This window comes from Streptomyces sp. NPDC001980 (assembly GCF_040296885.1).
Classification (GTDB): domain Bacteria; phylum Actinomycetota; class Actinomycetes; order Streptomycetales; family Streptomycetaceae; genus Streptomyces.
In genome coordinates, this window is sequence record NZ_JBEOYD010000011.1 from 60,723 (window position 1) to 78,299 (window position 17,577).

Below are 17,577 nucleotides of genomic sequence, written 5' to 3' on the forward strand. Positions count from 1 at the left end.
AGCGAGGGAGGGGGAGAGGGCGGGTCAGAGTGCGTTCGACGCCTCGGACGGGGCCGGCGGGCGCCAGGACAGCAGCCGGCGTTCGAGCTTGCCGATCACCCACTCGGCGCCCAGCACGATGACCGAGATGACGAGCATCGTCGCGAACACGCCGTTGGGGTCGAAGTTGTTCTGCGCGGTCTTGATGACCAGGCCCAGGCCGCTCTGCGCGCCGAGCACCTCCCCGACCAGCGCGCCGACGATGGCGAAGCCGAAGGCGCTGTGCAGGCTGGCGATGATCCACGTGAGCGCGGAGGGCACGGTGACGTGCCGGATGATCTGCAGCTGTGAGGCGCCGAGCACCCTGGCGTTGGCGAGGATGTTGCGGTCGACCTCGCGCACGCCCTGGAAGGCGTTGAAGAAGACGATGAAGAACACCAGCACCGCGGCGAGCAGGATCTTCGGCAGCACGCCGATGCCGAACGCGACGATGAAGATCGAGCCGAGGACGATCCGCGGGATCGCGTTGACCATCTTGATGTAGGGGCCGAGGACGTCCGCGAGGAAGCGGCTCTGGCCCAGCGCGACACCGAAGACCACGCCGGCGACGGCCCCGAGGACGAAGCCGACCAGTGCCTCCTGGATCGTCGTCCAGATGTTCGCGTAGAAGGACCCGAACTCGGTGCCGTGCTGGAAGAGGTCGGCCAGCCGCCTGGCGATTCCGGATGGTTGCCCGAAGAAGAACGGGTCGACGATCCCCCAGGTGGTGAACGCCTGCCAGCCACCGAGGACGAGGACCGCGAGACCGATGCGGCCCGCCCACACCAGGGCGACGCGGCGCCGGCGGGCGCGCTTGGCGGCCGCCCCGGCCGAGAGCGGTGCGCCGCCCTTGAGAGGAGCGGGGGAAACAGCGGACGTCGTGCTCATGCCGTACCTCCTGCGGTGCGTGCGTAGGCGCGCTCCACCTCCTCGCGCAGCGAGTCCCAGATCCGGTGCTGAAGTTCGATGAAGCGGGGCTGGAAGCGGATCTCCTGGACCGAGCCGCGCGGGCGCGGCAGGTCGATGTCGAAGACCGCCTTGACCGACCCGGGGCTGGACGTCATGACGACGACCCGGTCGGCGAGCGCCACCGCCTCGTCGAGGTCATGGGTGATGAAGATGACCGAAGGCCGGATCTGCTCCCACAGGCCGAGCAGTTCGGTGGACATGATCGCCTTGGTCTGCACGTCCAGGGCGCCGAACGGCTCGTCCATGATCAGGATCCGGGGTTCGTTGATCAGCGCCGCGGCCATCGCCACGCGCTTGCGCATACCGCCGGAGAGCTGGTGCGGATAGCGGTCCTCGAATCCCGTGAGGCCCACCCGGCGCAGCCAGTCGCGCGCCGAGATCTGGGCCTGCTGCTTGGGCACCCCGCGGAAGACGGGGCCCATGAGGACGTTGCCGAGCACGGTCTTCCACGGCAGCAGCGCGTCGGCCTGGAACATGAAGCTGACGCCGTCGGTGACGCCGTCCACCTCACGGCCGCCGACCCTGACCGAGCCCTCGCTGGGCCGGTCGAGCCCGGACACCATGCTCAGCGTCGTGGACTTGCCGCAGCCGGTCGGGCCCACCACCGCGCAGAACTGACCGGGCTCCACGGTGAACGAAACGTCCTGCAGTGCCGTGAACACCTCACCGGCAGGAGTCAGAAAACGTTTGGTGAGCCCGGAGATTTCGACTCGCGCGTTGTCCTGGCCGGTCTTCTCGGCGACCGGACTGACCGCGGAATCGTTTCGCGAAGCCATCTGAGGCCGTCTCCTTCCTAACCTCGGGGGTCGTACCTCGGGGGTCGAGGAAGGCAGACGCTAGAGGCCGCCGGGTGTTACGTCGCTGTTTCATCCGTATCCCGCGTTAGCCGTGTTAGCCGGAGTTCTGCTCGTTCTGCTTAGCGATCCGGGGGTGGGCAGAAGGCCGACGGCGGGGCACAATCGCGCCACCACGGGTACGGCGCAGGGGCCGAGCCCGGCAGCCGTACGACAGGCGAGAGACGCGAGGGACACCGGTGAAACCCATCCGTATCCCGGTCGGACGTGGCGGGAAGGGGCGGCTCTCCGCGCGGATTCTGGCCAACCAGCTGGTCATCCTGGCGTTGACCGGCCTGATCGGTTTCGTGCTGTTCGCCTTCGCGCAGCGGGGCGAGATCGACCGCGCCTACGAGCAGCGGGCGCTGGACATCGCGCAGACCACGGCCGCCGACCCGCAGATCCGGCACGCCATGGAGTACGGGGGCGGCGGTGACGTGGTGCAGACCGTGGCGGAACGGATTCGCAAGGCGTCGGGGGCGTCGTACGTGGTCGTGCTCGATCTGCGCGGCATCCGCCACTCCCACCCCGACCCGGTGCTGATCGGCGACCCGACGGGCGATCCGATCGTGGTGCTGGACGGCAGGCCCCACGTCGGCACCGACCAGGGCGCGACCGGGCGTTCCGCCAACGGCAAGACTCCGCTGTACGGACCCACCGGCAAGCTGGTCGGCGAGGTGTCCGCGGGCATTCCCGAGCACTATGTGCTCGGCGAGCTGTGGCGCGAGCTGCCGACCTTCGGCCTCTACAGCGCCATCGCCGTGGCGCTCGGCTCGGCGGCCGCGTTCCTACTGGCCAGGCGGCTCAAGCGGACGACGTTCGGGCTGGAACTGGAGGAGATCGCCGGGTTGTTGCAGGACCGGGAGGCGATGCTGCACGGCATCCGTGAGGGAGTCGTCGCCTTCGACCCGGGCGGCAGGATTACGGTCGTCAACGACGAGGCCCGCGACCTGCTCGGCCTCGGCACCGCGCTGGGCAGCACGCTGGCGGAGGTGCTGCCGGACGGGCGGCTGCGCCGCGCCCTGGACGGCACCCTGACCGGCAGCGACATCAGCGTGCTCACCGACGACCACTGCCTGGTCGTCAACCGGATGCCGGTGGCCCTGCACGGCCGTGAACTGGGCGCCGTGGTCACCGTGCGCGACCGCACCGAGCTCATCGGGCTGTTGCGCGAACTGGACTCGGTGCGCGGGCTCACCGACGCGCTGCGCGCCCAACAGCACGAGTTCACCAACCGGATGCACACGGTGGCCGGCCTGCTGGACATCGGCGACCACGACGCCGCCTACGAGTTCGCCGTGGAGACGGCCGGCGCCGAGCAGGCGCTGACCGAGTCCGTACGGGAACGGATCGGCAACCCGCTGCTCGTGGGACTGATCGTCGCCAAGATCACGGTGGCCGCGGAACGCGGGGTGCGGATCGTCCTCAGCGACGACTCCGCCTCGGGCGAGGATCCGCCGCATCTGCGTCGGCTGCTGACCATCGTCGGCAACCTGCTGGACAACGCGATCGACGCGTCGGCGATCGGACCGGCGCGGCCGGGCGGCTGTGAGGTGCGGCTGTCCTTGATCGAGGCTGTCGACGTGGTGCGGGTGGAGGTGGCCGACACCGGGCCGGGCATCCCTCCGGGCACCGCCGAGTCGATCTTCGAGGACGGCTGGTCGACCCGTCCGGACCGCGGTACCGCGCGGCGCGGCCTCGGACTCGCCCTCGTCCACCGGCTGGTGCAACGGCACGGCGGCACCATCACGGTCAGCGCGGGGCCTGGTGCGGTCTTCACCGTGTCGTTGCCCGTGCCCGACACCGCCCCGGCCCCGCAGGGCGCTCTGTTCACGACGCCTCCGCCGGTGCCGGTCGGCGCGCCGGACGGCATCGCAGGAGGTGACCGCTGGTGATCCGGACCCTGGTGGTGGACGACGACTTCCGGGTCAGCCGCATCCACTGCGACTACGCGTCCCGGGTCAAGGGCTTCGAGGTGGTCGGCCAGGCGGCGACCGTGGACGCGGCGCTCGACGCTGTGCGCACCCTCCAGCCGGACCTGCTGCTGCTCGACATCTTCCTGCCGGACGGCAGCGGACTCGACGTGCTGCGCCGGCTGAGCGGGGACGAGGGCGGCGACCGCCCCGACGCCATCATGATCACCGCCGACCGGGACATCACCTCGGTGCGGATCGCGATGAAACTCGGCGCCGTCGGCTACCTGGTCAAACCCTTCGGCGCGCCCGACCTCGCCGAACGGCTCACCGCCTACCGCGAGCTCCAGCACCGCATGGACGCCCTCGGTACGGTCCCGGAGACCGACCAGGCCGATGTGGACGCCCTGTTCAGCGCCGCGCGCCCGCCGGCCGTGCCCCGCGTCCCCGCCAAGGGCCACTCCGCCCCGACGCTCGCCCTCCTGCACCAGACCCTGCGCACCGCGCACGACGCCCTGTCGGCCGCGGAGGCCGCCCAACGCACCGGGGTCTCCCGTGCCACGGCCCAGCGCTATCTCTCCTACCTCGTCAAGGAGGGCATGGTCCGGCTCGAACTGCGTTACGGAGCCACCGGCCGCCCCGAGCACCGTTACCGCGCCGCGCACTGAGCCGGATCAGGGCAGGGCGGCGGGAGTGGGCGCCGGGGTGTCGTGGTCGTCGCTGGGGTGGGACAAGGCGAGGTAGCCGACCAGCGCGGCGCACACCAGCGCGGCGAGGATCGCCGTGGTGCCGAAGCCGACGCCGATACCGAGCGGCTTGTCCATGCCGAGCCAGTCGGCGAGTGAGGCACCGAGGGGGCGGGTGAGCACGTACGAGGCCCAGAACGCGGCGATGGCGTTGAGCCCGGCGAAGCGGTGCAGCAGCCACGGCACGAGGATCGCCGCGCCGAACAGCAGCGCGGAGTGCACGAACCCGAGGTCGAGGTAGAAGCCGGTGAGGTCGCCGGCGGCGGTGCCCAGGGCGAAGGTGAGCAGCACGGTCAGCCAGTAGAAGACCTCGCGACGGCGCGTGGTGACGGTGTGGATCGACAGCGTGCGCTCGGTCGCGTACCAGGCGGCGAAGCACCCGGCCAGGGCGATCGCGTACCCGGTCGTCGTGACCGGCAGGGGCACGTGCAGTCCGACCCGGAAGCAGTCCGCGGCGGCGGTGCCGAAGACCGCGATCATCGCGACGGTGAACCAGTACGGCACGGGGTGGTACCGCGAGGAGCGGAACTGCCACCAGAAGGCGCCCACCAGGGCGGCGGCACTCGTCCCGGCGGACAGCCACAGGCTCCACTGACCGAGAAAGTCGGAGGTGGCCTCACCCATGCCGGTGGTGAGGACCTTGACGATCCAGAAGAGCGCGGTGGCCTCGGCGACTTTCGTCGGCGTATTCGCCGATGTTTCCTTTTCCATTTCCGATCCTCTGCTTCTCTGTGATTTCTCTGTGTCATTTTCGGGGTGTCCTTCCGGCGAGGTTAGAAATGCGGGCGGGAGCGGCGCGTCAGCCGATGGTCGCTACTTTCCGCAGGTGTACGACCTTCGGTTGATGTCCCGTGCGCCGGTGTCCCGTAGCCTCGGGAGCGTGATTTCGATCGGCCCGGAATTCCTGGAGCGTGTGCGACGGCCGGCCCTCGCGCCTCTGCTGGTGTTCGGGCCGCCCCTCGTCTGCGCCGCCGTCGCGATCCACGAACTGCATTACAACCGGGCCGGCGTGGTGGACTGGACGCTGGCGGCGGCGGTGATCGCGCCGTTGGTGCTGCGCCGCCGGGCCCCGGTCGCCGTCTTCTGGTGCTGCTGGGTGGTGGCCGTGCTGACCTGGGCCCTGGGCACCGTGTCGCTCGCCGAGTCGGCCGTCCTCGTCGCCCTGTACACCGTCGCCGCCGAGCGCGGCCTTCGGTACTCGCTGAGTGCGGCGGTCGCCGTCGCGGCCGGTGCCGGGGTGGTGGCGGTGCGGTTCGGGCCGCCGGGCAGCGTGAACGACGTCGTGGTGGTGCTCACCGGCCTGGCCGCGGCGGCCTTCTTCCTGGGTACGACCGTGCGGGCGCAGAGCCGCTACCTGCTCTCCGTGGAAGACCGCGCCCAGCGGCTGGAGCAGGAACGCGCCCAGCAGTCCCGGCTCGCCGCGGCGGCCGAACGCACCCGTATCGCACGGGAGATGCATGACATCGTCGCCCACGGGCTGGTCGTCGTGGTCGCCCTTGCCGACGCCGCCGCGGCCACGACGCCGACCGATCCGGACGGCGCCCGCGACAAGATGCTCCAGGCCGCCTCGACCGGCCGGCAGTCCCTGACCGGCATGCGCCGCCTGCTCGGCGTCCTGCGGGCGGAGGACGGGGCCGACCGGGCACCGCAGCCGGACCTGGGCTCGCTCAAGACCCTGGTGGACGAGACCCGCCGCACCGGCCTGGACGTGCGGCTGACCGAGACCGGCGCCGAGCAGCAGTTGGACGCCGAGGTGCAGACCACCCTCTACCGGATCGTGCAGGAGTCACTCACGAACGTCGTCAAGCACGCGGCGGAGGCGTCGAAGGTCGACATCGTCCTGGACTGCGATCCCCACCGGGTCGCCTTCACCGTCACCGACGACGGCAGACCGGCCCCCGGCCCCCGGCCAGGCGGCTCCACCGGCAACGGCCTGACCGGGATGCGGGAGCGGGTCGCCCTGTTCGACGGCGACCTGACCGTGGGATCCTCCGCCACGGGCTGGACGGTCTCCGGTGAACTGAAGCTCAGCGAGCCGCGATGACCATCAAGGTCCTCCTCGCCGACGACCAGGCGCTCGTCCGCATGGCGTTCCGCAGCCTGCTCGGCACGATGCCCGACATCACGGTCGTCGCGGAAGCCGCCGACGGCCGGGAGGCCGTCGACCTCGTCCGGCGGACGGCACCGGACGTGGTCCTCATGGACGTCCGCATGCCCATGATGGACGGCATCGAGGCGACCCGTCGGATCACGAACGCCTCGCCGTGCCGCGTCCTCATCCTGACCACCTTCGACCTCGACGAGTACGCCTTCGAGGGGCTGCGGGCGGGAGCCTGCGGATTCCTCCTCAAGGACGTCGTCCCGGCCGTGCTGCACGAGGCGATCCGGGCCGTGGCCGGCGGTGACGCGGTACTCACCCCGCGCATCACCCGCGACCTCGTCGACCGCTTCGCCAAGGCCGCGCCCTGGCCGCGTGACGAGGCGGCCGGCGCGCTGTACGCCCAGCTGACGGCCAGAGAACGGGACGTCTTCGAGCTCATCGCCACCGGCCTGACGAACGCGGAGATCGCCCAGCGCCTCCACCTCACCGAGGCCACTGTCAAGACCCACATCACGCGCATCCTGGCCAAGCTGCAGCTCCGGGACCGGGTGCAGGTGGTGATCTTCGCGTACGAGCAACGACTGCGCCCGCACGGAGCCTGAGCGCTCGTGCCCGCAAGGCGGCGGTAAGAGGGGTGCCTTCCGGTCGGTGATTTCACGCAAACCGCTTACCGACTACAGCCTTGTAGACGTCAAGTGAACAACAGATGATCGAAACGGGGCGTCCGTTCGTCCCTGCCCTGAACCGCGACACCTGCGGTTTGCGCCCAGCGGGGGCGAGGCAGAGGAGGCAGGTCTTGGCTGACACCCATCGTGGCGGAACGGGCGTCCAGGTCCGTCGTCGTACCGTGACGCACCTGGCGGCACCGCCCCCGCCCCGGGCCTCAGCCCTCGCTGCCCCGGATGCCGGGCCCCAGCAGTGGCACCGGGGTATGACCCTGGTGGCCACGATCAGCCTGTTCATCGGCACGCGCGCCGCCTGGACGACCGCGATGGCGTCGAGCCCGCCGGTCGCCGCCGTCATCTCCGTCTGCTACGCCTCGATCCTCGTCTGCGCCGTCCTCAGCCTCCTTGTACGCGGCCGGCGGGCGCTGATCATGGTCGACGCGGCCGTGCTGGTCACCGCCGTCGCCCTGGTGGTCTGCGGTTACCTGCTCGACCACGCAGGCAGCGACGAAGGCGTGCTGACCGCCCAGGCCGCGACCGCGATACTGCACGGGCAGCCGGTCTACGGCCAACAATGGCCCTGGTTGTTCGCCACGCACGGCGTCGGGATCACCAAGACCATGTCCGGCGGCGCCGACTACACGTACGGCTATCCGCCACTGACCGCCCTGCTCGCCGCACCGGTGTACGCCGTCCTCCACTCGACGGCGGCCGCCACCCTGGTCCCGACCGTCGCGCTCCTCGCCACCTCGGTTCTGCTCTGGTTCCTGCTGCCGGCGCCCTGGCGGTCCGCGGCCACGGCCGTCTGCCTCGGTTTCGGCTTGCTGCCCCACTACGCCTACTCCGGCTACCCGGCCATCACGACCCTCGCCCTGCTCGTCCCCGTCGTGGTCCGCTGGCCCAGCACGGGCGAGGGCGGCCGCCTCGACGCGGCGGGCGTCCTGCGGGCGGCCTGTCTGGGTGCCGCCTGCGCCGCCCAGCAACTCGCCTGGTTCCTCGCCCCGTTCCTCCTGATCGGCCTGTACGCCGTCCGGCGCGGAGAACTCGGCCCCCGGCGCGCCCTCGCGGTCACCGCCCGGTACGCGGCCACCGCCGCCCTCACCTGGTCCGCGGCCAACGCGTACTTCGCCGTCCAGGACTTCCCGGCCTGGCTGAACGGGATCCTGCTGCCCCTGGAGCAGAAGGCGATCCTGCACGGTCAGGGCGTGATGGGTATCTCCTACTACTTCACCGACGGCAGCAGTCACCTCGACTACTACTCCTACGGCAGCCAGTTGCTCCTGCTCGGCCTGCTCGCGGCCACGCTGCTGTTCGTACGACGGCTGGGCCCTGCCCTCACCGTCCTGCCCTGGGTCGCCTTCTACCTGGCCACGCGTTCCCAGGACGGCTACTTCCTGATGATGACCCCGCTGTGGCTGGCGGCCGCCGCCACCGTCCCGGCCTCCGCGTTCGCCACCGCCTGGCAGCCACGCCTGCCCCGCCTCGACGGCCACCGGGCCAGGACCGTCGTCGCGGCCGGGCTGCTCGCTCCCGCCCTCGCGTGCGTCGTGATCGCCGCCGCGAGCCCGCCGCCGCTGCGCATGAGCCTCGCGGCGCGCTTCGCCAGGCACGGGTCACGTGTCGGTGTCACCACCATCGACGTCCGGGCCGTCAACACCACCGGTACGGCACTCGAGCCGCACTTCGCGAGCCGTACCGGCCAGGGCGCCTCCACCTGGTGGACGATCGCCTCGGGTCCCGCCGTGCTGGCCCCGCACGCCGCCGCGGACTATCGAGTGGAGCCCGCGGGGGGATTCCGCGCGATGCCCGGTGGCCACGGGCCGGGGAGCTACCTCATCGCCGTCACCGGCACGCCGATGACGATCACCTCCGCCCACATCCCGGCCGTCACTTCGGCCGTCCGGTAAGGCGGTCTTCCTCCGTGCCGGTGCACGGGGCCATGTCGCTCGTGCGGGATCGTCAGGGCGGGCCGATGCGCGGCGGCGGTCAGGATATGTTCAGGAACGGGCTGGCATGGTCGGGCAGCGTGACCCATGAAACGTCTGAGAGCCAGGTGGTTCCGGAGGCCGGCCGGACAGCCGCTTCGGGTCATCGCCCGCGCCGGAACAAGGTGCCCGAACCCACCGTCCACTTCTGGATCATCAAGGTCCTGTGCACGACGGTCGGCGAGACCGCTTCCGACCTGCTCAACGAGAAGGCAGGCCTGGGGCTGACCGGTGTCTCGGTGCTGATGGGCGCCCTGCTGGCCGTCGCCCTGGTGGTCCAGTTCCGCACGAGCGCCTACCGGGCGGGCGTGTACTGGCTCGCCGTGGCGCTGATGAGCGTCGTCGGCACGCTGATCAGCGACAACCTCACCGACAACGTGGGTGTGCCGCTGGAGACCGGTACGACGGTCTTCGCGGTCATCCTCGCCGTCGTGTTCGTGGTCTGGTACCGGCGCGAGCGGACCCTGTCCATCCACCGCATCGACACCACCGGCCGCGAGTCCTTCTACTGGCTGGCGGTGCTCTTCACGTTCGCCCTCGGCACCGCCGCCGGTGACCTGGTGGCCGAGCGCCTGGACCTCGGGTACTGGCTGTCCGCCACACTGTTCGCGGCAGCCATCGCCGCGGTGGCCATCGCGTACTTCGCGCTGGACCTGGACGCGGTGTGGAGCTTCTGGATCGCCTACCTCCTCACCCGCCCCCTCGGCGCCTCCATCGGCGACTACCTCTCCCAGCCCACCGGCGACGGCGGCCTGGGCCTGGGCACCGTCGTCACCAGCACCCTGTTCCTGACGGTCGTCGTCGGCATGGTCGTCCACCTGTCCGCCACCCGCCGCGACATCCCCGAACCGAAGCACCCGGAGGCACCCGCGGCCTGAGCCGTGGGAACAGCGGTACTGCAACATCACCGGCCATCACGGCTCCGCGCCCGGGACGGTCTCGGTGATCGGCCGGTTGCCCGTCGTGCTGTTGTTGCGCAGTGGCGGGATCTTGCGATGGACCGCCGAGTGGGTCCGGGCGCGGACCGCCGGCACGGGCCGTAGCGTGACGACAGCGTCCAGGCCACCGCCCGGCGCCGCGTTCAGGGCGACGTCTCCACCGCCGGCCCGGGTGAGCCGCTGAACCATGGAGAGGCCCAGGCCGGTGCCGTCGTGGCGGGCGTCGGCGGCACGCCAGAAGCGGTCGAAGGCCCGTTGCCGGTCGGATTCGGTCATGCCTGGGCCCTGGTCGATCACATGCAGTTCGACCGTGCCGCCGTCGTCCGTGGCTGCCGTAGTGGTCGCCAGGGTGATCGTGGTGCCGGGCGGGGAGACGCTCAGCGCGTTGGACAACAGGTTGTCGAGGATCTGTTCGAGTGCGCCCGCGACCGCCCACACCCGGCCGACCTTCGTGCCGCCCACCGCAATGCCGACACGCTGATCGCCGGCGAACGCCGTCCAGATGGCCGCGCGGTCGGCGACGACGGCGTCGAGGTCCACGATCTCCGGGGTGATCGCCGAGTTCTCCAGCCGGGCGAGGGCGAGCAGCCCCTGGACCATGCGGCTGAGGCGGGCGACTTCGTCGATGGCGTCGCCGAGACTGTCCTGGGCACAGGCGGCGAGGTGGGGCTCGAAGTTCTCCAGACGCAGACGCAGGGAGGTCAGGGGCGTCTTGAGCTGGTGCGACGCCTCGGAGGCGAAGGCCTGCTGGGCGTGGAGCAGGTGCTGGAGGCGGGTGGCCGTGCGGGTGAACGTGGCCGTCACCCGGCGTAGTTCGGGCGGCCCGCGGTCGGTGGCCGGAGGGTCGGTCAGGCGGCCGTCGGCAAGTTGCGTCGTGGCGCGCTCCAGAGCCCGCAGCGGGCGGGTGATCCAGCGAGCGAGCGCGAAACCGATCAGCGCGACCACCGCCAGCACGCCCAGGCCGACGACGCCGAGTGCGGCCCAGGTGGCATGCACCTTCTCGGCGATCGGGGTGAGCGGGTAGAGGGTCCGGACGACGCAAGGGACGGTGTCGCCGGACCCGCCCGGCACGGTGGCGAACAGGACCTTGACGCCCGGGACGAGGTCGTCGCGGATCCCGGTGGCCGGCCGGTCGTGGAGGGCGATGGCGATGTCCGGCTGGGAGGCGAGGTTCGTGCCCACGGCGGTGACGTCGGCGGAGTCGGTGAGGACCGTTCCGCCCCGGTCGGTGATGACCACACCGCTACCGGTGCGCCGGGCGTAGTCGCGGGCGAACTCGGGCAGGTCCGACGCCCGCCCGTGCTCGAGTTTCTCCTCGCACACGGAGGCGAGCGTGACCGCGCTCAGCTCCGCGGTGTGGGAGAAGCGGTTCAGCTCGTTGCGGGCGTAGACGAAGCCGAAGGGAACTTCCAGGGCCAGCAGAACGAGCGCCATGAGGCTGAGGTAGCTGAGCAGCAGACGGCGCGTCATCGGGTGCCTCTGCGGGGCCGGTCCGGTACGGCCGGGGTCGGGTCGGGGCCCGTGGGCGGAACGAGACGGAACCCGATGCCGCGGATGTTCTCGATCCAGGAGGGGTCACCGAGTTTGCGGCGCAGGGCGGCGATGTGTACATCGAGGGTCTTCGTGGGACCGAAATAGTCCGGCTCCCACACCGTGTCGAGGATCTGCTGGCGGGAGAAGACGGCCCCTGGATCTTCGGCCAGGCAGACGAGCAGGGAGAACTCCTTGGGAGCCAAGGTGATCGGCACCCGGCCCACGCGAACCTGACGGGTCCGGCGGTCGACGCTGAGGGGGCCGATCCGCTGGGCGCCGGCCGCACCGGCCGGGTCCCGGCTGCCGGAGGCTCCTGTCACCGGATCACCCGCGGCGCCGGGCACGGCCCGGGTCCGTCGAGCCACGGCCCGGATCCGCGCCACCAGCTCCCGGACCCCGAACGGCTTCGAGACGTAGTCGTCCGCGCCCAGTTCCAGACCGAGCACCCGGTCGGCCTCGGAATCCCGCGCGGTGATCATGATGATCGGGACCGCGGAGCGGGCTCGTAGCTCCCGGCAGACGTCGATGCCGTCCATGTCGGGGAGCCCCAGGTCCAGGAGCACCATCGCCGGCTCCGCGGCGGACAGGCCGTCGGCACCGGTTCGCGCGTGTTCCACGGTGAACCCGAAGCGGCCCAGTCCCTCCAGCAGGGGCTCGGCCACCCGGTCGTCGTCCTCGATCAGCAGCAGATGCATGCCGACAGGCTCACAAACAGCAGCCCCACCGCGCTGTACAACCGCCGCACTATTCCCTCGTATCAGTGACCCTCCGGGTTTCTCATGTGACGGCGGCACACACGAGATCGTCGACGGGCGCGCCCGGAATTCAGCTGGACGGCGTACTTGTGAAGGGAGGGCAGTGCCAGGACATCCAGCGTGTTGCCAGCTCCTGGTGAGGAGATGGTTAGGAAACAGGACATCGGGAGCACCGAGTTTCTGCGGAAGTGCCCGCTGCGGGCAGGTGGAAGTAGCCCATGACCTGTGACTTTCCGCGTGGCAGGCATGGCTGCTCTGTGCTGTGGGCCCATGTTGTGTCGCCGCCACAAGGCTGCGGAAACACTCGTGCGCGGCCCTGGTTTTCTGGCGTTTCAGGTTTTCGCCGCCGGGTTTTCTGGAAAACACCTGTATTTCCGCTGGATTGGCGCTTACGCGCCTTCCCGTAGTGTCCGATGTGCGGTCCGGTCCAGGTCCGCCGCGTGCTGGAAAAACCACTCGACCTCCGGGAATCCGCCATGCCTTCAGGTACCCCCCACACGTCCATGAGTCCGCCGCTCCTGCACGGAAGAGGTGAGGGGATGTCCGAGGGAACGATCGACGAACTGCGGCGGGTGCGCCCGGATCTGGCGGAGCCGTTCGCGGCGGCCTTCCCCGGAGCGCGGGCCACCGTCCTGGGGCGGCTGTGGGGCGCCCTCGCGCGGGAGCCGCTGCCCGGCGTGACCGTCCGGCAGCGCGAGGCGGACACACTGGTCGTGACGCTGCGCAACGGTGACCGGCTCACGGCGCCCGGCATGTGTGCCGAGCGGTTCGCCCGGACGCCCGAGGACTTCACCGTGTCGGGGCCCGCAGGGCCGGTTCGCGGGCCGGCGCAACTCCTCGCCCGGCTGGGGCTGTCCGGCTCGGCCGTGGACCGGCTCGCCGCCGAGCTGGACAACAGCGTCGTCAACCTCGCGCTGGCCCGCGCCGCGAATCAGGAAAGGCCCGGCAGGCTGCGCGATTCGGCCGACGCGGAGCAGGCGGTGGTCGACGGACATCCGCAGCACCCGTGCTGCCGTACCCGTACCGGCATGTCCGTCGCCGAGGTCCTGGCCTACGCGCCCGAGCACCACCCGGTGGTCGAACTGGCCCTGCTGCCCGTCCCGGCCGACCGCTGGCAGAGCGCGGGCACCTGGCCGGCGGAACTGCGGGACGGCTACACGCTCCTGGTTCCGGTCCACCCCTGGCAGCGGGACCACGTACTGGCGCGCCACCGCGACCTCGCCGTGACAGCGCGGACGATCCCGGCCCGGCCACTGCTGTCGCTGCGTACGCTCGCACCGGTGGCCGAGTTGCCCGGCTGTCACATCAAGACCGCCCTGGACGTGCAGGTCACCAACTACCGGAGGACCATCTCGCCGGCGGAGGTGGCCGACGGACCGGCCCTGTCGGAGCTGGTCTCGGCCGTCGTCGACAAAGCCGGGTTCGGTGCGAGCCTGCGCGTGCTCCGTGAGCTGGGCGGCGGCGCGGTCCGGGTGGGTGGGCGCGCGTCCGACAGTTTGTCCGCGATGCTCAGGGAGTCCACCGACTCCCACCTCGGGGACGGTGAGATCGCCGTCCCGCTGACGGCGGTGCACGCGACCGGCGCCGCCGTCGTTGCGGGTGATCCGGTGCGCTGGCTGCGGGACTTCGCCGCGCTGGTGCTGCCGCCCGCGGTGACCCTGCTGTCCATGGGAGTCGCGCTGGAGGCCCACGGCCAGAACACCCTGGTCGTCCTGCGGGACGGGAGGCCGGTCCGCGTGCTCTACCGGGACCTGGACGGGGTCCGGGTCAGCCCGCGCAGGCTGGCCGCCTGCGGATTCACCCTGCCGCCCCTGGCCGGCACCCGGGCGGGCGACGACCCGGACGCGCTGCGCACCAAGCTGTTCGGCGCGCTGGTCAGCGGGGTCTTCAGCGAACTGGTCGACGTCCTCGCCCGCACCCGTGCCATCGACTCCGGGACGCTGTGGGAGACGGTGGCCGAGGCCGGCCGCCGGGCGTACGCCGAACTGCCGGACCACGGGGACGAGGCCGTCTTCTTCGGCGACACCCTGCCGTTGAAGGCCACCATCGCGATGCGTCTGGCCGACGACCCGGGCAGGGCCCAATGGGTTCCCCTCCCCAACCCCCTCACCCGGTACCGCCACTTCTGACGCACTGGAGCCATCCCATGACCACCTCCGCCCTCGCGCCCGGCACCACGACCTCGGCACGGACCGAGCAGCCGGACGAGACCGCCGGCGCCGTCACCGCCCACACCCTGCTCAACTGCCTCGTCCGCGAGGTGTCCGCCCCCGAGCATCAGGTGACCGTCGACCACGACCACCTCCTGCTGCGCCTGCCCCACCGGGACCTTCTGCTGCGGGCCCGGCTTCGCCGGGTCTCGATGATCGGCGCCCACCGTTTCCAGGGCCCCGTCCAAAGGCTTCACGACGCCTCGTGGGCCACCGTCGACTGGCGGGAACTGGCCGGCTACGTCCGGGAGGAACTGGAACTGCGCACCGGCACCGCCAACGACGAGTTCCTGGACCAGGTCGCCGACAGCCACGAGACCATCCGCGCCACCCTGCACCACCGCATCACCCTGGAACACCAAGCCCGTCCGGCACCACAACCGGACCTCTGTCCGGACCTCTATCTGGCTTCGGAGCAGGCGCTGGTGTTCGGACACCGCTTCCACCCCACGCCCAAGGCCCGCAGCGGGGACCCGGCGGACTGGCTGGCGTACGGACCGGAGACCGGGGCCCGGATCCGCCTGCGCCACCTGGCCGTACGCCGCGAACTGGTGCGGGAGGAGGGGGAGCCGGGTGAGCTGGACGGGCTGTGTCCGACGACGGACCCGGAGTTCGTGGCGCTCCCGGTGCATCCCTGGCAGTTCCGGCTTCTGCGCGGCCACCAGGGGCTGTGTGCGGCGATGGCGGAAGGCGCCGTCGTGGACCTGGGCGTCAGCGGGCCCGAATGGGTGCCCACCGCGTCGGTGCGTACGCTCTACCAGCCGGACGCGGACACCTTCCTGAAGTTCAGCCTGAACGTCCGTATCACCAACTGCCTGCGCAAGAACGCAGGGTACGAACTGTCGGGTGCCGTTGCCCTGAACCGGCTGGTCCAGCCCGTCATGACCCGGCTCGCCGACCGCTTCCCCGGCTGCGCGCTGCTCGCCGAGCCCGGCTACCGCACAGTCGCCGCCGGCGGTGACACCGACCTGGTCGAGGGTTTCGGCGTCATCGTGCGCTCCGGCCTGCGGCCCCACCTCCGACCGGGCGTGACGCCGCTGCTGGCCGCCGCGATCGCGGACGAGTACCCCACCAGCCAGGCTCACGTCTCCCACCTGCTGGCCCGAGGCGACGGGGACCCCCTGGCCTGGTGGGAGGCGTATCTCGGGTTGCTGCTGCCACCTGTGCTGGCCGCGTACTTCGAACACGGCATCGTCCTGGAACCCCACCTGCAGAACGTCGTCGTCGGCGTGCGAGCGGACGGCATGCCCGCGCAGATGCTGTTCCGCGATCTGGAGGGCACCAAGCTCCTGCCCCGCCATCACGAGCGGTTTCTGTCCACTCTGCCGGAGGACGTCCGCGGGCCGTTGACCTACGACGCCGAACGCGGCTGGAACCGGGTCGCGTACTGCCTGCTGGTCAACCACGTCGCCGAGGTGCTCGGCGCGCTGGCCGACCTTCGGCCGGCGCTGGAACCCGCGCTGTGGGGCCTGGTCCGTGACCGCATCGACGCCTACGCCCGCAGCGCCGGTGAACCGCCCCGGCTGCGTGCCCTGCTCTCCGGCGTCCCGCTGCCCGCCAAGGCCAACCTCCTGCTGCGCTGGTCACGCCAGGCCGACCGGCACGCCCGCTACGTTCCCCTGCCCAGCCCGCTCGGCGCGGACTTCCCCCGTGAGGTGACGCCGTGAGGCCCGCGCTTCTGCACCAGATCGGCCGGTTGGCCGACGACGACCTGCCCGCCTACCTCTACGACCTGCCCGGCCTGCGCGAGCACGTCCGCGCCATCCGGGCCGCGCTGCCCCGCCGCGTCGAACTGCTGTATGCGGCGAAGGCCAACTCCGACCCCCGCCTGCTTCGGACCCTGGCCGAGCACGTCGACGGGTTCGAGGTCGCGTCCGGCGGCGAGATCCGCCACGTCCGCGGCCTCCTTCCCGAAGCCCGGATCGCCTTCGGCGGCCCCGGCAAGACCCCGGCGGAACTGGCCGAGGCCCTGGACGCGGGCGTGGAGCGCCTCCATGTCGAGAGCGAACACGAGCTGCGCACGCTGACGACCGTGCTGGGCGACCGCACGGTCGACGTGCTGCTGCGCGTCAACGTGCCGGTGCTGCTCCGCTCGGCCTCACTGGTCATGGGCGGCTGTCCCAGCCCCTTCGGTCTGGACCCCGCCCAGCTGGACCGCTGCCTGCGGATCATCACGGCCGACGGCCGTGTCCGGCTGCGCGGGCTGCACGTCCACGTGGCCAGCGGCCTCGACGCGCGCGCTCACCTGGCCCTCGTTGTCCAGGTCATGGCCTGGACGGACCGCTGGGCACACCAACAGGGGATCGCACTCGCCGAGGTCAACATCGGCGGCGGGATGGGCGTCGACTACACGCGTCCCGACGAGGTCTTCGACTGGGCCGCGTTCGGTGTCGGGCTGTGCCGGACGCTGGAGCGCCACCCCCGTGTCACGCTGCGGATCGAACCGGGTCGCTCGGTCACGGCCTACTGCGGCTGGTACGTCACCCAGGTCCTGGACGTCAAACGCAGCCGCGGCCAGGCGTTCGCCGTCCTGCGCGGCGGCACCCACCACCTGCGCACACCGGCCGCGAAACAGCACGACCAGCCCTTCGAGGTCATCCCCGACCCGTCCTGGCACCACTCCTGGAACCGGCCGGAGGTCTGCGGCGAACCGGTGACACTGGTCGGGCAGCTCTGCACCCCCAAGGACGTCCTGGCCCGCCGCGTCATGGTCGACCGGCTACGGACCGGCGACCGGATCGCGTTCGCCATGGCCGGCGCCTACGCGTGGAACATCTCCCACCACGCCTTCCTCATGCATCCCCACCCGGCCTTCCACCACATCGACGACCTGGACGCGCCCGTCGCGGACGCGTACGCAGGCGGACCGACATGAGCCTGCGGTGCCGCCCGCCCCGCGGAAGAGAACACG

General features: G+C 71.2%; 14 protein-coding genes. 9 read left to right on the forward strand and 5 right to left on the reverse strand.

The genetic code is table 11. The features are described from left to right. Window positions 1-24 precede the first annotated feature (24 nt). Both ABT137_RS18920 and ABT137_RS18925 read right to left on the reverse strand, forming a co-directional pair. The gene (locus ABT137_RS18920; RefSeq protein ID WP_351710139.1) at window positions 25-906 is read right to left on the reverse strand and encodes an ABC transporter permease; all 882 of its coding nucleotides are present in this window, start codon (window positions 904-906) and stop codon (window positions 25-27) included. Continuing rightward, window positions 903-1,763 carry an ABC transporter ATP-binding protein gene (locus tag ABT137_RS18925; RefSeq protein ID WP_351710142.1) on the reverse strand — a complete coding sequence of 287 codons (861 nt, stop codon included), beginning with the start codon at window positions 1,761-1,763 and terminating at the stop codon, window positions 903-905. Before ABT137_RS18925 ends, ABT137_RS18920 begins: the two co-directional genes overlap by 4 nt. A gap of 257 nt (window positions 1,764-2,020) precedes the next feature. On the opposite strand from ABT137_RS18925, the gene ABT137_RS18930 reads away from it, so the two are divergent. Both ABT137_RS18930 and ABT137_RS18935 read left to right on the forward strand, forming a co-directional pair. Next, the gene (locus ABT137_RS18930; protein ID WP_351710145.1) at window positions 2,021-3,715 is read left to right on the forward strand and encodes an ATP-binding protein; all 1,695 of its coding nucleotides are present in this window, start codon (window positions 2,021-2,023) and stop codon (window positions 3,713-3,715) included. Continuing rightward, window positions 3,712-4,401 (forward strand): response regulator, encoded by a 690-nt coding sequence (locus ABT137_RS18935; protein WP_351710148.1) that lies wholly within the window; start codon window positions 3,712-3,714, stop codon window positions 4,399-4,401. The genes ABT137_RS18930 and ABT137_RS18935 overlap by 4 nt, the downstream gene beginning before the upstream one ends. Window positions 4,402-4,407: 6 nt before the next feature. On the opposite strand, the gene ABT137_RS18940 is transcribed toward ABT137_RS18935, so the two are convergent. Next, a complete protein-coding gene (locus tag ABT137_RS18940) occupies window positions 4,408-5,190 on the reverse strand; it encodes a COG4705 family protein (protein WP_351710151.1) in 783 nt (260 codons plus the stop codon). Window positions 5,191-5,359: 169 nt separating this feature from the next. Between ABT137_RS18940 and ABT137_RS18945 the strand changes: the two genes are divergently transcribed. The 4 genes from ABT137_RS18945 (at window position 5,360) to ABT137_RS18960 (ending at window position 10,108) form a co-directional block, all read left to right on the forward strand. Beyond that, a complete protein-coding gene (locus tag ABT137_RS18945; RefSeq protein ID WP_351710154.1) occupies window positions 5,360-6,523 on the forward strand; it encodes a sensor histidine kinase in 1,164 nt (387 codons plus the stop codon). Further along, window positions 6,520-7,182, forward strand: a complete 663-nt coding sequence (locus ABT137_RS18950; RefSeq protein WP_351710157.1) for a response regulator — start codon at window positions 6,520-6,522, stop codon at window positions 7,180-7,182. The genes ABT137_RS18945 and ABT137_RS18950 overlap by 4 nt, the downstream gene beginning before the upstream one ends. Window positions 7,183-7,376: 194 nt before the next feature. Further along, window positions 7,377-9,152 carry a hypothetical protein gene (locus tag ABT137_RS18955; RefSeq protein ID WP_351710160.1) on the forward strand — a complete coding sequence of 592 codons (1,776 nt, stop codon included), beginning with the start codon at window positions 7,377-7,379 and terminating at the stop codon, window positions 9,150-9,152. Window positions 9,153-9,271: 119 nt separating this feature from the next. Further along, window positions 9,272-10,108: a COG4705 family protein gene (locus ABT137_RS18960; RefSeq protein WP_351710163.1), complete on the forward strand. Its 837-nt coding sequence runs from the start codon at window positions 9,272-9,274 to the stop codon at window positions 10,106-10,108. A 36-nt stretch (window positions 10,109-10,144) separates the two neighbouring features. Here ABT137_RS18960 and ABT137_RS18965 read toward each other — a convergent pair whose 3' ends face one another. Beyond that, on the reverse strand, window positions 10,145-11,638 hold the full coding sequence (locus ABT137_RS18965) for a sensor histidine kinase (RefSeq protein ID WP_351710166.1): 1,494 nt from the start codon (window positions 11,636-11,638) through the stop codon (window positions 10,145-10,147). Then, entirely contained in the window at window positions 11,635-12,396 is a 762-nt protein-coding gene (locus tag ABT137_RS18970) for a response regulator transcription factor (protein ID WP_351710168.1), read from the reverse strand. The genes ABT137_RS18965 and ABT137_RS18970 overlap by 4 nt, the downstream gene beginning before the upstream one ends. A 599-nt stretch (window positions 12,397-12,995) precedes the next feature. Here ABT137_RS18970 and ABT137_RS18975 point away from each other — a divergent pair. Genes ABT137_RS18975 through ABT137_RS18985 form a run of 3 tightly spaced genes read left to right on the forward strand, consistent with a single transcriptional unit; the run spans window position 12,996 to window position 17,541 of the window. Further along, window positions 12,996-14,585, forward strand: a complete 1,590-nt coding sequence (locus ABT137_RS18975; RefSeq protein ID WP_351710171.1) for an IucA/IucC family protein — start codon at window positions 12,996-12,998, stop codon at window positions 14,583-14,585. Window positions 14,586-14,602: 17 nt separating this feature from the next. After that, a complete protein-coding gene (locus ABT137_RS18980) occupies window positions 14,603-16,333 on the forward strand; it encodes an IucA/IucC family protein (protein ID WP_351710174.1) in 1,731 nt (576 codons plus the stop codon). Then, on the forward strand, window positions 16,330-17,541 hold the full coding sequence (locus tag ABT137_RS18985) for a type III PLP-dependent enzyme (RefSeq protein ID WP_351710177.1): 1,212 nt from the start codon (window positions 16,330-16,332) through the stop codon (window positions 17,539-17,541). The genes ABT137_RS18980 and ABT137_RS18985 overlap by 4 nt, the downstream gene beginning before the upstream one ends. The last annotated feature ends 36 nt before the right edge of the window (window positions 17,542-17,577 follow it).

Excerpts from the sequence above, each read along its gene's own strand:
- ABT137_RS18920 (WP_351710139.1), bottom strand. The coding sequence starts at position 906 with ATGAGCACGACGTCCGCTGTTTCCCCCGCTCCTCTCAAGGGCGGCGCA.
- ABT137_RS18925 (WP_351710142.1), bottom strand. The coding sequence starts at position 1,763 with ATGGCTTCGCGAAACGATTCCGCGGTCAGTCCGGTCGCCGAGAAGACC.
- ABT137_RS18940 (WP_351710151.1), bottom strand. The coding sequence starts at position 5,190 with ATGGAAAAGGAAACATCGGCGAATACGCCGACGAAAGTCGCCGAGGCC.
- ABT137_RS18950 (WP_351710157.1), top strand. The coding sequence starts at position 6,520 with ATGACCATCAAGGTCCTCCTCGCCGACGACCAGGCGCTCGTCCGCATG.
- ABT137_RS18965 (WP_351710166.1), bottom strand. The coding sequence starts at position 11,638 with ATGACGCGCCGTCTGCTGCTCAGCTACCTCAGCCTCATGGCGCTCGTT.
- ABT137_RS18970 (WP_351710168.1), bottom strand. The coding sequence starts at position 12,396 with ATGCATCTGCTGCTGATCGAGGACGACGACCGGGTGGCCGAGCCCCTG.
- ABT137_RS18975 (WP_351710171.1), top strand. The coding sequence starts at position 12,996 with ATGTCCGAGGGAACGATCGACGAACTGCGGCGGGTGCGCCCGGATCTG.
- ABT137_RS18980 (WP_351710174.1), top strand. The coding sequence starts at position 14,603 with ATGACCACCTCCGCCCTCGCGCCCGGCACCACGACCTCGGCACGGACC.